The following is a 13,466-nucleotide window of genomic DNA, read 5'->3' on the forward strand; positions in this document are numbered from 1 at the left end:
TTGCGGACCGGCAAACCCTTTGCTAGGGGCCTGCGCCTGCCAGATGCCGGCTCAGCCCGGTGTTCTTCACGTGCGGCCGTGGCGGAATTGGTAGACGCGCAACGTTGAGGTCGTTGTGGGCGAAAGCCCGTGGAAGTTCGAGTCTTCTCGGCCGCACCACTCTTCAAGCAGAGAGAAACGCCCGCGCCCCATGGGGTTGCGGGTTTTTTCTTGTCTTATTGGAAAACGTTGCTGATCTGTTCCCGTCGCAACGGGGCGGAGCGGCGATATGCAGGTGTCGATCGAGGCAAAACGGCGGGCCTATGCGGCCTGGCTGAGGACCGGGCGGTGGCCGGTGATGCGGGGTGCCGACGGGACGGAGTGGAAGTTCAATCCGTATCATGACCCGAAGAACGGCCGGTTTACCACGGCCGGTGGTGGGCAGGCTGGAACCAGCTCGTCGTCCGCTAGGCTAGCTAGGTCATCGGTGCAAACTCCCAAGCGTCAGCTTGTTGCATTCGCGCCGCCACAAGAAAATACCGGACGGGGTTGGGGTGATGGCGGCTTCACAGGACCGGGTGGCGGCTCGTTCGGTGGAGGCGGCGCAAGCGGACATTGGACATGGCCTGCCCCCCAACGTTCGATCAACAAAGCACCGGTCAAATCGGATAAGAGCAATGGTGTCGGTCAAGCTATTGCTCCGAGGGCGGGCCGGTCGGAACACATCAAGTCCGTAGTCAAGAACGGATACACCTTTACGATTCATAACGAACGAGGATTGATCGGCGTCAGCGGCAATCTATCTCAGGCCGCTAAGCCGTTCGTCCGTTCCCGACAGGAGCAGGCCACGGCCGGTGGCCCGGATCGGCGACCGACGGACGATGGCGGGCACTATATCGCCACACGGTTCAACGGTCCCTCAGACGCTTTCAATCATTTCGCGCAGGACGCGAACTTCAACCGTGGGCGTTACCGCCGGCTGGAGGATCAATGGGCTCGTGTTTTTACGTGCCCACAAGAAGGTCAACGTCTCGATCATACCCCATTATGCCAATTTGTCACGACGACCATATGAGATTGACGTCACGTTTGTGATCGACGGCCGAGACAATAGCGTAAAATTCTCGAACGAGCGTGGAGGCCATTCCCATGGAAACCAATGATGCGGCATCCCCCCTGCTCGAATCGATCGGCAAATTAATTAGAGAAGAAACAAAGCAGAATGAATACCGCGTTCTGCTATGGGCCGAAGTGGAAGAAGGAGCGCTATCCGTCGCGCTATTCGTCGAACGTGGCAACCATATCGACTACGTCGGTCCTTCGTGGGATAAGAATTACGACATCTTGTTCGACCTGTGGTATTTGCAAGCTGCAAACCGCTGGTCGGAAATCGAATATTTGCTTGAGCGCGATACATTCAAGGTTCGATTTGCCTATGCTGAGGAATTCGATCCAGAGGAGGAATCCTTCGATCGCCGCGATCGCACGGTGCAACGCTACTTCGGCGAGAAGCCAATCGTATATCCCCCGTGGGATGATAGCTTGCCGACTTACGATCTATAGCGAGCAATGCGTACTTCGGAGGTGACAGCGAATGTCGTCATCGCTTGAGACTACCCCGCCCCCATCCGCCGCAGATACGCCGTCACCGCGGTATAGCCGCTGTCGCTCAGCGAAATCTCCATGCGGCGGCGGTCGACCGGGTCGATCACCCGATCGATCAGCTTGAGCTTGTGGAGATGGTCGATCCACCGTTGCGAGGTGGTCACCGGCGCGCTGGCGCTGCCGACCAGGGTCTTGACGTTCATCGTTCGCCGCTCCTCGTGCGCGACGAAGAGTGCGAGCAGCATGTCCCAGGCGGGTTCGTGGAACAGCTCGGCGGGAAAATGATCGAAGCGCGCCAGCCGCTGGGCGAGCAATTGCTTGGCGAGCTCGCGCGCGTCGAGCGGCGTCGCGGGCTGCGCCTCGCCGGTGCCGGCCGGGGCGGCGTGGAGCCGGTCGGCGCGGGCGCCGAACTCCACCGCGATCGCGGAGAGCTGCGTCGTCAGGTCTTTGACCAGTCCCGCGATGGACTCAGTGGGCACGTCGCTTTCCCCGTGCGTCGTTGATAGGCAGGAAGTACCATCTGTTTCTGAAATAATGCAATCAGCTTAATGACATGGATGGTGACGCCGCGCATCGGGCCGGGTCGTGCGCGCAGCGACGGCGCCTTGGGTGGGAACACCGCATCCAAGTCGCGTCCCCGCGCGTTTAACGATGTACGGAATTGTGCGCGTAACCAAAGGATGCCGGTGGTCGCCTACCTCAATGCAATCGGCACCGCCGTGCCGCCCCACGACGTGCATCAGCATTTCATCGATTGGGCGAACACCCGCGTCACGCCGGAGGCGCGCGGCCTGTTCCGGCGGATGACCGCGCGCGCCGGGATCAGCCATCGCTGGTCGGTGCTCGGCGGGACGGACGGCGGCAGCGCGATCGATCCGGGCGGCTTCTACGGCGCGGCGCTGCCCGGCACCGCGGCGCGGATGCGGCTCTATGCCGCGGAGGCGCCGGCGCTGGCGCTGGCGGCGATCGCCGCACTCGGCGACCCGGTGCCCGAGGGGATCACGCATCTCGTCGTCGCGAGCTGCACCGGCTTCGTCGCGCCGGGAATCGATCAGATCATCGCCCGCCGGCTCGGCCTCGCCTCGTCGGTCGAGCGGCTGCTGATCGGCTTCATGGGCTGCTACGCCGCGGTCGTCGCGTTGCGCAGCGCGCGGCATATCGTCCGCTCGCAGCCGGCGGCGCGCGTCCTCGTCGTCACCGTCGAACTCTCGTCGCTGCATTTGCAGGACGACAGCGAGGTCGCGCCGCTGCTCGCGATGCTACAGTTCGGCGACGGCGCCGCGGCGGCGCTGGTCAGCGCCACGCCCGCGGGGATCGCGCTCGGCGAGCCCTTCGCGGCGACGCTCACCGAGAGCGAAGAGCTGATCCGCTGGACGATTACCGACACGGGCTTTGCCATGCACCTCGACGGCGCGGTGCCGGGTCGGATCGGCGACGCGCTCACCGACCCGGCGTTCGTCGCGGCGGTGACCGGCGGCCAGGCGCCGGACTCGCTGTTCTGGGCGGTGCATGCCGGCGGCCGCTCGATCCTCGATGCGGTGCAGAGCGGACTGGCCCTGCCGAAGGAGGCGCTCGATCCGTCGCGCCGGGTGCTTGCCGATTATGGCAATATGTCGTCGGCGACGCTGATGTTCGTCCTCGCCCGGCTGCTCGCCGCGCCGCCGGACCAGCCCGAGGGCGTGGCGCTCGCCTTCGGTCCCGGCCTCGCCGCCGAGGGCCTCGCGTTGCGGACGGTGCGATGAGCCTCGCGGCCCGCGCCGAGGCCGAAGAGCTGATGGACGCGGACGACCTGCCCGCCGACGTCTATGCCGCGGTCGTCGCCGACCTCGCCCGCGTCAACACGGTGACGCTCGCGGCGCGGCCGACGCTCGCCTTCCTCGACCGGGTCGCGGCGGGGGCGACGCACCTGCGGGTGCTCGACGTCGGCTATGGCGATGGCGACATGCTGCGGCGGATCGTCGCCTGGGCGGCACGGCGCGGCATCAGCGTCGACGGCGTCGGCATCGATCTCAACCCACGCAGCGAAGCCGCGGCGCGGGCGCATAGCCCGGCCGGGCTCGGCATCGACTGGCGGACCGGCGACTATGCCGATTGCGCCGGCGAAGGCTGGGACGTGATCCTCTCCAGCCTCGTCGCGCATCATATGACGCACGATCAGCTGATCGCCTTCCTGCGCTTCATGGAGGCGGAGGCGGCGCGCGGCTGGCTGGTCAACGATCTCCACCGCCACGGCTTCGCGCATGCCGGCTTTCCGCTGCTCGCCGCGCTCGCGCGCTGGCATCCGATCGTCCGCCACGACGGCAGGCTGTCGATCGCGCGCGCCTATCGCCCCGCCGAATGGCCGCCGCTGCTCGCCGCGGCGGGGGTCAGCCACGCGCGGGTGTTCCGTGCCTTTCCGTTCCGGTTATGCGTCGAACGCCGGCGCTGATCGTCGGCGGCGGGCCGGCGGGATCGGCCGCGGCGATCCGACTCGCCCGCGGCGGCACCGCGGCGGTGCTCGTCGAACGTCAGGACGATGCGGATGCCTTGTGCGGCGGCTTCCTCAGCTGGCGCTCGCTCGACCGGCTCGCTGCGCTGGGCGTCGACGCCGACCGGCTCAATCGGGCGCGGCTGACCGAGGTGACGCTGTTCGCCGGCGATCTGATCCGCGAGGCGCGTCTGCCGCGGCCCGCGCTCGGCGTCTCGCGCCGCCGGCTCGATCGCGTCCTGCGCGACGCCGCCGACCGCGCCGGGGCGGTGATCGAGACGGGCCATGTCCGCGCGATCGACGGCACGACGGCGCAGATCGGCGAGATGGCGATCACCGCCGACGCGCTGTTCCTCGCGACCGGCAAGCATGACGTCCGCGGCCTTGCTCGCCCGGCCACGGCGCGCGGCAGCGACCCGACGCTCGGACTGCGCCTGCGCCTGCCCGCCTCCCCGGCGCTGTCCCGTACGCTCGCCGGACGGATCGAGCTGCATCTGTTCGATCGCGGCTATGCGGGGATCGCGCTCCAGGAAGACGGCAGCGCCAATGTCTGCATGGCGGTGCACCGGTCACGCCTGCACGCGGCGGGAAGCCCGGCGGAGCTGCTCGCGCTGCTCGCCGAACAATCGCCGCGGCTCGGCGACCGGCTCGCCGGGCGCGACCCGGCGGGGCCGATCGATGCGATCGCCAACGTCCCTTATGGCTGGCGGCAGCGGCACGGCAGCGCGGGGCTGTTCCGCCTCGGCGACCAGGCCGGCGTCATCCCCAGCCTCGCCGGCGAGGGCATGGGCATCGCCCTGGCGAGCGGCGTCTCCGCGGCCGATGCCTATCTGCGCGGCGGACCGGCGGCGGCGGCGGCGTGGCAGCGCGATTTCGCGCGCAGCCTAGCGCGGCCGATGGCGGTGGCGGGGATGGTCCGCCGGCTTGCCGAATCACCGCGCGCCGCGGGCGTGCTGCGCTGGTTGCCGCCGGCCCTGATTCAGGTGGTGGCGCATGCCACCAGAATGGCCCCATGACAGTTGACGCGACGGTCCCTCATCACGAGATTAACATATATGGATCATCTGAACCTTTCCGAAGCCGAATGGCGCAAGCGCCTGACCCCCGCGCAATATCATGTGCTGCGGGAGGCGGGCACCGAACGCGCCTATGCCGGCGCGCTGACCGACAACAAGGCGGACGGCCTGTACCATTGCGCCGCCTGCCATCAGGAGCTGTTCGACAGCGCCGACAAATATGACAGCGGCTCGGGCTGGCCGAGCTTCACCCAGCCGATCGCGCCCGATCGCGTCTCCGACCATAGCGACACCAGCCATGGCATGACGCGCACCGAGACGCGCTGCGCGCGCTGCGACAGCCACCTCGGCCACGTCTTTCCGGATGGACCGCCGCCGACCGGCCTGCGCTATTGCATGAACTCGATCGCGCTCGAGTTCCGCGCGCGCAAGGCCGCCTGACGGTGATCGCTGCGACGGGAGACAGGCTCCCGTCGCCGAAGATCGCCGCGGGGCGCTTGTCCACATCGCGCTAAGCCGGTAATCGCCACCGTCTCCATGGCCCGTGCGCGCACCCCCCGCTCCGCTCCCGCCCGCCGCGCCCCGTGGCGCCGGCGGATCGTCCTCTCCGTCCAGATCCTGATCGGGCTCGCCGTCCTCGCCTTCGGCGCGCTGGTCATCGCGGTCTATGTCGCGAAATCGCAGCTGCCGAGCTTCGAGGAGCTCAAATCCTCGCCCAACGGCCAGATGATCCGCGTCCACGCCGCCGACGGCACCGTGATCGTGTCGATGGGGCCGAGCTATGGCGAATGGCTGCCCTATGACAGCATCCCGCGGGTGATGCGCGAGGCGACCGTCGCGGTCGAGGATCGCCGCTTCTACAGCCATCCCGGCGTCGATCCGATCGGCATGGTGCGGTCGCTGCGCGTCAACCTCGAACGCGGCCGCCGCGTGCAGGGTGCCTCGACGATTACCCAGCAGCTCGCGCGCAACGTCTTCCTCAACAACCAGAAGAAGTTCGGCCGCAAGTTCCGCGAGGCGATCCTGGCGCTGGCGCTCGAGCGCAAGTTCAGCAAGGAGCAGGTGCTCGAGCTGTACCTCAACAAGGTCTATTACGGCGGCGGCGCCTATGGCATCGACGCCGCCTCGCGTAAATTCTTCGGCCATGGCGCCAATACGCTCAACCTCGCCGAGGCGGCGGTGATCGCCGGGCTGGTCAAGGCTCCCTCCAATTATTCGCCGACCGCGGATGCGCAGGCGGCGGTGGGGCGCGCCGGGGTCGTGCTCGACGCGATGGTCCGCGCCGACGCGATCACCCCCGAACAGGCGCGCGAGGCCGATCCGGAAGCGCTGCGCCTCGCCCCCGAACCCAAGCAGAACAGCGCGCGCTATTTCACCGACTGGGCGCTGCCGCAGCTCGATACGCTGATCGACGAGACGCAGGCGCCGCTCGACGTGTGGACGACGCTCGATCTCGGCATGCAGCGCGCGGCGGATGCGGCGATCCGCGCCAATGCCCCCGAAGGCGCGCAGGGGGCGCTGGTCAGCCTCGATCGCGACGGCGCGGTCAAGGCGATGGTCGGCGGCAAGGATTACGTCTCGTCGATCTACAATCGCGCGACGCAGGCGCAGCGCCAGCCGGGCTCGGCGTTCAAGCTGTTCGTCTATCTCGCCGCGCTCGAAGCCGGGCACAAGCCCGAGGATCAGGTGGTCGACGAGCCGGTGACGATCGACGGCTGGAGCCCGCGCAACGATTCGCGCCGCAACAGCGGCCCGGTGACGCTGCGCACCGCCTTCGCCTTCTCGCTCAACACGATCGCCGCCAAGCTCGGGCAGGAGGTCGGCTTCACCACCGTCGCCGACATGGCGCGGCGGTTCGGCATCACGACGCCGATCAACACCCATCCGTCGATGGTGCTCGGCACTTCGGACGTGCGGCTGATCGACATGACCCGCGCCTTCGCCAGCGTCGCCGCCAAGGGCGTCGCGGTGACGCCGTATGGTATCACCCGCGTCACCGCCAACGGCCAGACGATCTACACGCACGAGGTCGATCGCAGCCATGTCCTCGTCGCGCCCTATGTCGCTGCCGAGATGACCGACCTGTTGCAGACCGCGGTCAACACCGGCACCGGCCGCGCCGCGCAGATCGGCCGCCCGGTCGCGGGCAAGACGGGCACCACCACCTCGTCGAAGGACGGCTGGTTCCTCGGCTTCTCAAGCGGACTGACCACCGGCGTGTGGATGGGGCGCGACGATGCGCGTCCGATCGCCGGGCTGCACGGCGGCACCGCGCCGGCGCGTGCCTTCGCCGCCTTCATGAAGCCCGCCACCGCCAATCGCCCGATCGAACAGTTCGAGACGCAGGTGACCTTGCCCGAATGGCAGCTCGAGCCCGACGAGGAGAGCTATTACGGCCAGCCCGACAATGGCGGCGCGATGGTCGACGAGGATGGCAATCCGGTGCCGGTGGCGCCGCGCGACGACCAGCAGCAGCAGGACGAACAGAGCATCCGGCCGCAGGACAGCGCGCCGCAGCAGCTCGACGATCTGATCGACCGCGTCACCGGCCGCGACGCACCGCCGGCCAGAGACGACCGCCGCGACGACCGGCGCGACGACCGGCGGGACCCCAATGCACCGCGACCGCCGTCAGCGCGGGACGGCACCGCCGGCCGTCAGCCGCTGCAACGCCCCTATCAGGACGATCGCCCGACCCAGTGAAGCGCGGCGCCGTGCTCGCGTAGCCAGGCGCGCGCCGGCGTCGGGTCCTCGCCGTACAGTTGCGCGACGAGCGCATGAAACGCGGGCGCGTGGTTCATATGGACACGATGCGCGACCTCATGCGCCACCGTCGCGCGGCGGACGAAACCTGGGGCGAGGATCAGCCGCCAGCTGTAGCGGATCGCGCCGTCGTGCGCGCAACTCCCCCACCGCCCGCGCGGATCGCCGATCGCGACGCGGGCGACGGTGACCCCTGCCCTGGCGGCATAATATGCGGTCTCCTCGGTCAGCAGTTCGAGCGCCTGGCGCTTGAGCCAGGTTTCGACCCGTCGCGGCAGCGTTTCGATCGGGCCGGACAGCGACAGCGTCTCGCCGACCGCCTCGACCCGGCGGCGGCTGCCCGGCTGCCAGTCGATCGTCAGCACCGTGTCGGCGACGGTCAGCACCAGCCCCGGTGCGAAGGGCCGCGGCTGCGGCAGGCGCGCGCGCTGCTCCGCGATCCACTCGGCCTTGCCCTGCGCCCACGCCACCGCCGATTTGAGCGCGGCACGTTTCGGGACGATCAGCCGCGCCCGCCCGCTCGCCGGATCGAGCGTCAGCCGGATGCGCCGCGCGGTCGGGTGCCGCACGATCTCGAACTCGGCCGCGGCGGGGGCGCTCACAAGTCGCGTTCGACGATATGGTTCTCCATATCGCCGACATCATCCTCGCTCACCGTCCAGCCGCGCACCGAGATGCCGGCGCGATGCACCGTCTCGCGATCGCCGCTGATCAGATAATGCCAGTCGCGGAGCGGCTCGCCCGCAGCGCGCAGGCGATAGGCGCAGGTCGACGGCAGCCAGTCGATCTCGCGCACCGAACGCGCGGTCAGCCGCACGCATTCGGGGACATAGGCGTGGCGATGCTTATAGTCCGAGCAGAAGCCGCTGCGCCGGTCGAGCAGGCGGCAGGCGACGTTGGTCGGGACGATCTCGCCCGTCTCCTCGTCCTCGAGCTTGTGGATGCAGCATTTGCCGCAGCCGTCGCACAAGGCCTCCCATTGGCCACGATCGAGCTGCTCGATCGGCAGCTCCCAGAATTTGGTCATTTCGCCCAGCGCTTGATCTCGGCGGCCACGGCGCGCGGCCCCTGCTCGGTCGGCAGCAGCGCAAGCGGCTTGTCGTCCGGATCCATCAGATAGGTGGTGCGGCTGTGATTCACCAGATAGCCGCCGCCCGGCTGCGTCGCACCCTTGCCGGCATAGACGCCGAACGCCTTACTGACCGCGGCGATCTGCGCCGGCGTGCCGGTCAGCCCGATCATCCGCGGGTGGAAGGCGGCGGTGAAGGCCTTGAGCACCTTGGGCGTATCGCGCGCCGGATCGACAGTGACGAAGATCGGCACGATGCGCTTGGCGAGATCGGGATCGCTGCGGTCGAGATCGCTCAGCGCGGCGCCGATCGTCGCCGCGTCGGTCGGGCAGACGTCGGGACAGAAGGTATAGCCGAAGTACATGATCCGGTAGCGGCCGGCGAACGCACGGTCGCTGACGGTGCGGCCGTCCTGATCGGTCAGCGTGAACGGCCCGCCGATCTTCGCTCCCGCAAGCGGCGGCGTCTCGGGTGGCGCCGGCTGGCAGGCGACCAGGGCGACGGCGGCGAGCGGGGCGAGACGCAGAATGTTCATGACCGCGCCAGCTCTGATCTGTTACGCCACGCCCCGCAAGCCTTCGTCGTCAGGGACCCCGTCATGAACCGTTCGCGCTTTCTTTTCGCGCTCGCCGTCGCCCTCGCCCCGCTTCCCGCCGCCGCGCAGCAGCAGTCGGAAAGTTACAAGTTCCTTTCCGCGATCGAGAAGGAAGACGGCAAGGAGGTCACGACGATGATCGAGACGCCGGGCAGCACGATCATCAACACCAAGGCGGTGACCACCGGCAAGGGCGCGCTGCATATCCTCGTCGATCATTCGGGCAGCCTCTACATGCAGTATCTGCTGCAGCATAAGGCCGATCCCAACATCCGCGATGCGCGCGGCAACACGCCGCTGATCCTCGCGGCGCAGGCGGGGCGCGAGGATCTCGTCGACCTGCTGCTGACCTACAATGCCAATATCAACCTCGCCAACGGCGCGGGGCAGACGCCGCTGATCGTCGCGGTCAATTCGCGCAACGAGCCGATCGCGCGCAAGCTGCTCGCCAAGGGTGCCGATCCCGACCAGACCGACAATCTCGCCGGCCTCTCCGCACGTGCCTATGCGCTGCGCGATTCGCGCAACCCTGCGATGGTCGCGCTGTTCAAGGATGCGCCGAAGAAGACGCGCGCGCAGGTGGCGGGGCCGAAGTTCTGATATTGGTCCGCACGGCGGCGCAGCGGAATCTATGACCGTGTCGGCGGCCTCGCTCCCCCACCTGGTGGGGTGACGGGGCCGCGCTTTGATGCGTGCCCCCTCTGCGCCTCGGCGTGAATCCTCAGGCCGCGAGCAATCGCGCGACCGTGGCAAAATCCCCCGCCACCGCGTCGACACCCAGCGCCCGCAGCCGCGCATCGTGGCCGATGCCGCAATGCGTGCCCGCGCTCAGACCGATCACATAGCCGCCCGAGGCGACCGCCCCGGTCGCCCCGACCGGCGAATCCTCGATGATCGCGCAATCGGCGATGGCGACGCCGAGCGCCTCGGCGCCGAACCAATAGAGGTCGGGCGCGGGCTTGCCTTTGCGGACATGTTCGCGGCCGCTGTAGATATGATCGCCGAACGCATCGCTGAGGCCGATATGGTCGAGGTGACGCCGGATCCACGCGGTCGGGCTCGACGACACCACCGCACGCGGCAGGTCCGCGGGCAGCGAGCGGACGAACGCCACCGCGCCGGCGACCGCATCGATCCCCTCCGCCATCGCGCGCGCATCCTCCGCCTGCCGCGCCGCGGTGAAGCTCTCCGGCAGCGGCCCGCCGATCCAGCCTTCGATCGCCGCGCGGAAATCGGCGCCGGCCAGCCCCATGAACTGCGCCATCGACTGTTCGGGCGTGATCGGATGCCCCGCCGCGGTCAGCCATTCGGCGATCTGGCGATTGCCGGCATATTCGCTCTCGATCAGCACCCCGTCGAAGTCGAACAGCAAGGCCTTGCAGCGCATCATGCCGCCCCCCGCGTACCGAACAGCGCGCTGCCGACGCGGACATGCGTGGCGCCGAGCGTCACCGCCGTCTCGTAATCCGCCGACATGCCCATGCTGAGCCCGGCCAGCCCGACCTCGCGCGCCAGCTTGGCGAGCAGGGCGAAATAGGGCGCCGGCTCGACATCGGCGGGGGGCAAGCACATCAGCCCGGCCACCGGCAGCCCCGCGTCACGCGCACGGGCAAGCAGCCCCGGCAGCGCGTCGATCGCGCAGCCGCCCTTCTGCGCCTCGTCACCGATATTGACCTGCAGGAAGCAATCGGGACGCCGCCCGCTCTTAGCGATCGCCTTGCCGAGCGCATCGACGAGCGACTCCCGATCGACGGCGTGGATCGCATCGAACAGCGCCACCGCCTCCTCGGCCTTGTTCGACTGGAGCTGGCCGATCAGGTGGAGCGCGACATCGGGATAGGCCTCCCGCAGTGCCGGCCATTTCGCCGCCGCCTCCTGCACGCGATTCTCGCCGAAGACGCGCTGGCCGGCGGCGAGCAGCGGTCGGATCGTCTCGGCGTCATGCGTCTTGGACACGGCGATCAGCGTCACGGCGTCGGCGCGGCGGCCGGCGATCCGTGCGGCGTGCGCGATCCCGGCGGCGACCTGGTCGAGCGGACTGGTGGAAGGCGTCATGCCCGCCCTATAGCGGGGCGGTGGGCAATCTGAACCGCAATATCGATCCGCGCCGCCATGCCTGGTTGATGACCGATCCGCGAATCGACGCGGCGCTGTTCGCGATGCTGCGCGCGCTGCCACCGGGCGCCGGGGTGGTCTTCCGGCATCAGGCGCGGTCACGACGCGAGCGCCATGCGCTGTTTCTGCGCGTCCGCCGGCTCGCCCACGCCCGCCATTTGCGGCTCAGCGCCGCCGGACCGATGCCGGGCGCGGCGGCGCACAACGGCCGGCACGCGCTGACCCACGCGGTGCATGACCGGCGACAGGCGATCGCCGCGACCCGCGCCGGCGCGACCTGGCTGTTCGTCTCGCCGCTCTACCCGACCCGCTCGCATCCCGGCGCGCCTGCATTGGGGATCAGGCGGGGCTTGGCGATGACGCAGGGGCTGGCAGGACAGCGGGTGGCGCTCGGCGGGATGACCGCGGCGCGGTGGCTGCGGTTACGCGGCTACGGCTTCGACGGCTGGGCCGCGATCGACGGCCTCACCCCGGATCAGAAGCGGAAGGCCGTCCCGACATAGACCGACTGGCTGTCGCGATGCTCGTCGTCGAGCCGCGCCAGCCGCTCGCGATCCGAACGATAGCGCATGCCGGCGGTGACATCGAGGTTGCGGGTCAGCGCATAGGAGCTGCTCACGTCGACCGAATAGCTCGGCAGTTCCTGCGTCAGCTTGGGCGTGTTGTCGAGCGGCCGGTCGGCGACGGCGATCAGGCGGCTGCTCGCGCGGCCGGCGCGATAGCTGACCGCGACGTCGGTCGATTCGCGGCTGCCCGGGATCGGCCCGAGATCGATGCGGCTGACCGCACCGGAGACGGCGAAGCGCTTCCAGCCGACCGAGACGCCGAGATTATAGGCGATCGGAGCGATCCCCACCGTCGGTGCCGCCAGCGCGGCGGCCGGGCGGGTATCGATCAGCGCGGTCCGGCTCGACCGCGCGCGCACCGCGACCGTGACGGCGCGCTTGTCCTGCTGCGCCTCGGCCGGGGTGAAACGGAAGTCGGCTTCGTCAAGACCGCCGCGTGCGATCGCCGCAGCGAGTCGCGGATCGGCGGCGGCGGGCGTGAACGCACCCGACAGGCGCGAGGGCATCGCGCGCTTGACCGTCGCCACGCGCTCGCTGGCGCCAAAGGCAGGCGCGACCATGAGAGCGGTAACGCTGAGCGCCACCGTCGTCACTCCGGTCATCGCACGCCGCATGGCACGCTGGGCAAACACGAGCAGTCCCCTCAATTCCCGCTTGGCAACGCGCCTACCACGATTCCGGCGCACACCAATATGGAACCTTGCCGCCGTCAGGCGACATTTCGCCGGACTGTTGCAATAGTCACACATATTGGCCGCTCCCCGCGGTCACGACGCGTCGCTTGCGGCGCCTCTCCTGCATCTATAGAGCGAAAAGCGCCCTTTTTATCGCAGGACCGTTACGCCCATGATCCGCCCGTTGCGCACCGCCCTCATGGTCGCCGTCATCGCGCTGCCGCTCGCCGCTTGCGGCGGTCGCGGCAACAAGGCCGTCGCCCGCACCGACCTTGCCGCCTCGAAGGTGACGACGATCGGCGTCAATGCCTATCTGTGGCGCGCCAGCCTCGACACCCTGTCGTTCATGCCGCTGGTGCAGACCGATTCCAACGGCGGCGTCATCGTCACCGACTGGTACGTCAACCCGCAGGTGCCGACCGAGCGGATGAAGGTGACGGTGTCGATCCTCGATCAGGATCTGCGCGCCGATGCCGTCCGCGTCGCCGCGCTGCGCGAGGTCAACCGCAACGGCCAGTGGGTCTCCGCCCCGGTCGCTGCCGCGACGACGCAGAAGCTCGAAGACGTCATCCTCACCCGGGCCCGCGATCTGCGCCGCGCATCGATCGCGGGGTAA

Annotated in this window: 17 protein-coding genes and 1 tRNA gene; 11 read left to right on the plus strand and 7 right to left on the minus strand. The window is 68.7% G+C overall.

The window, feature by feature from the left end; translation table 11 throughout:
* The first annotated feature begins 72 nt into the window (after positions 1-72).
* From V8201_RS13080 to V8201_RS13090, 3 genes are all read left to right on the plus strand, one after another.
* A tRNA-Leu gene (locus tag V8201_RS13080) sits at positions 73-159 on the plus strand.
* 109 nt (positions 160-268) lie between these two features.
* On the plus strand, positions 269-1,054 hold the full coding sequence (locus tag V8201_RS13085; RefSeq protein WP_336545576.1) for a DNA/RNA non-specific endonuclease: 786 nt from the start codon (positions 269-271) through the stop codon (positions 1,052-1,054).
* A 74-nt stretch (positions 1,055-1,128) separates the two neighbouring features.
* Positions 1,129-1,542, plus strand: a complete 414-nt coding sequence (locus V8201_RS13090) for a hypothetical protein (RefSeq protein ID WP_336545577.1) — start codon at positions 1,129-1,131, stop codon at positions 1,540-1,542.
* 50 nt (positions 1,543-1,592) lie between these two features.
* Here V8201_RS13090 and V8201_RS13095 read toward each other — a convergent pair whose 3' ends face one another.
* Positions 1,593-2,063, minus strand: coding sequence for a helix-turn-helix domain-containing protein (locus tag V8201_RS13095; RefSeq protein ID WP_037535971.1), 471 nt, complete (start codon positions 2,061-2,063; stop codon positions 1,593-1,595).
* A 126-nt stretch (positions 2,064-2,189) separates the two neighbouring features.
* Here V8201_RS13095 and V8201_RS13100 point away from each other — a divergent pair, with 126 nt between their 5' ends.
* From V8201_RS13100 to V8201_RS13120, 5 genes are all read left to right on the plus strand, one after another.
* Positions 2,190-3,326, plus strand: a complete 1,137-nt coding sequence (locus tag V8201_RS13100; protein ID WP_373276483.1) for a type III polyketide synthase — start codon at positions 2,190-2,192, stop codon at positions 3,324-3,326.
* Positions 3,323-4,012 (plus strand): methyltransferase domain-containing protein, encoded by a 690-nt coding sequence (locus tag V8201_RS13105; RefSeq protein ID WP_037535967.1) that lies wholly within the window; start codon positions 3,323-3,325, stop codon positions 4,010-4,012. The genes V8201_RS13100 and V8201_RS13105 overlap by 4 nt, the downstream gene beginning before the upstream one ends.
* Positions 3,991-5,067: an NAD(P)/FAD-dependent oxidoreductase gene (locus V8201_RS13110; protein ID WP_336545579.1), complete on the plus strand. Its 1,077-nt coding sequence runs from the start codon at positions 3,991-3,993 to the stop codon at positions 5,065-5,067. Before V8201_RS13105 ends, V8201_RS13110 begins: the two co-directional genes overlap by 22 nt.
* A gap of 39 nt (positions 5,068-5,106) precedes the next feature.
* Positions 5,107-5,508 carry a peptide-methionine (R)-S-oxide reductase MsrB gene (gene msrB / locus V8201_RS13115; RefSeq protein WP_037535963.1) on the plus strand — a complete coding sequence of 134 codons (402 nt, stop codon included), beginning with the start codon at positions 5,107-5,109 and terminating at the stop codon, positions 5,506-5,508.
* A 96-nt stretch (positions 5,509-5,604) separates the two neighbouring features.
* Complete coding sequence (locus tag V8201_RS13120) at positions 5,605-7,770, plus strand: transglycosylase domain-containing protein (RefSeq protein ID WP_336545580.1); 2,166 nt, start codon at positions 5,605-5,607, stop codon at positions 7,768-7,770.
* Here the strand turns inward: V8201_RS13120 and V8201_RS13125 are convergent.
* The 3 genes from V8201_RS13125 to V8201_RS13135 are packed head-to-tail and all read right to left on the minus strand — an operon-like array spanning position 7,746 to position 9,435.
* Positions 7,746-8,432, minus strand: coding sequence for a M48 family metallopeptidase (locus V8201_RS13125; protein ID WP_336545581.1), 687 nt, complete (start codon positions 8,430-8,432; stop codon positions 7,746-7,748). The genes V8201_RS13120 and V8201_RS13125 overlap by 25 nt on opposite strands.
* Positions 8,429-8,857: a YcgN family cysteine cluster protein gene (locus tag V8201_RS13130; RefSeq protein WP_037535958.1), complete on the minus strand. Its 429-nt coding sequence runs from the start codon at positions 8,855-8,857 to the stop codon at positions 8,429-8,431. The genes V8201_RS13125 and V8201_RS13130 overlap by 4 nt, the downstream gene beginning before the upstream one ends.
* Positions 8,854-9,435, minus strand: a complete 582-nt coding sequence (locus V8201_RS13135) for an SCO family protein (RefSeq protein WP_336545582.1) — start codon at positions 9,433-9,435, stop codon at positions 8,854-8,856. The genes V8201_RS13130 and V8201_RS13135 overlap by 4 nt, the downstream gene beginning before the upstream one ends.
* A 63-nt stretch (positions 9,436-9,498) precedes the next feature.
* Between V8201_RS13135 and V8201_RS13140 the strand changes: the two genes are divergently transcribed.
* Entirely contained in the window at positions 9,499-10,095 is a 597-nt protein-coding gene (locus V8201_RS13140) for an ankyrin repeat domain-containing protein (RefSeq protein ID WP_037535954.1), read from the plus strand.
* A gap of 121 nt (positions 10,096-10,216) precedes the next feature.
* On the opposite strand, the gene V8201_RS13145 is transcribed toward V8201_RS13140, so the two are convergent.
* Both V8201_RS13145 and V8201_RS13150 read right to left on the minus strand, forming a co-directional pair.
* Positions 10,217-10,882 carry an HAD family hydrolase gene (locus tag V8201_RS13145; RefSeq protein WP_336545607.1) on the minus strand — a complete coding sequence of 222 codons (666 nt, stop codon included), beginning with the start codon at positions 10,880-10,882 and terminating at the stop codon, positions 10,217-10,219.
* Entirely contained in the window at positions 10,882-11,550 is a 669-nt protein-coding gene (locus V8201_RS13150; protein ID WP_336545583.1) for a YggS family pyridoxal phosphate-dependent enzyme, read from the minus strand. The genes V8201_RS13145 and V8201_RS13150 overlap by 1 nt, the downstream gene beginning before the upstream one ends.
* A gap of 20 nt (positions 11,551-11,570) precedes the next feature.
* Here V8201_RS13150 and V8201_RS13155 point away from each other — a divergent pair, with 20 nt between their 5' ends.
* Entirely contained in the window at positions 11,571-12,113 is a 543-nt protein-coding gene (locus tag V8201_RS13155) for a thiamine phosphate synthase (RefSeq protein ID WP_336545584.1), read from the plus strand.
* Here V8201_RS13155 and V8201_RS13160 read toward each other — a convergent pair.
* Positions 12,086-12,778: a hypothetical protein gene (locus tag V8201_RS13160; RefSeq protein ID WP_336545585.1), complete on the minus strand. Its 693-nt coding sequence runs from the start codon at positions 12,776-12,778 to the stop codon at positions 12,086-12,088. The genes V8201_RS13155 and V8201_RS13160 overlap by 28 nt on opposite strands.
* A 244-nt stretch (positions 12,779-13,022) precedes the next feature.
* Here V8201_RS13160 and V8201_RS13165 point away from each other — a divergent pair, with 244 nt between their 5' ends.
* Entirely contained in the window at positions 13,023-13,466 is a 444-nt protein-coding gene (locus tag V8201_RS13165; RefSeq protein WP_037535950.1) for a DUF3576 domain-containing protein, read from the plus strand.

Source organism: Sphingomonas kyungheensis (assembly GCF_037120395.1).
Taxonomy (GTDB): domain Bacteria; phylum Pseudomonadota; class Alphaproteobacteria; order Sphingomonadales; family Sphingomonadaceae; genus Sphingomonas; species Sphingomonas kyungheensis.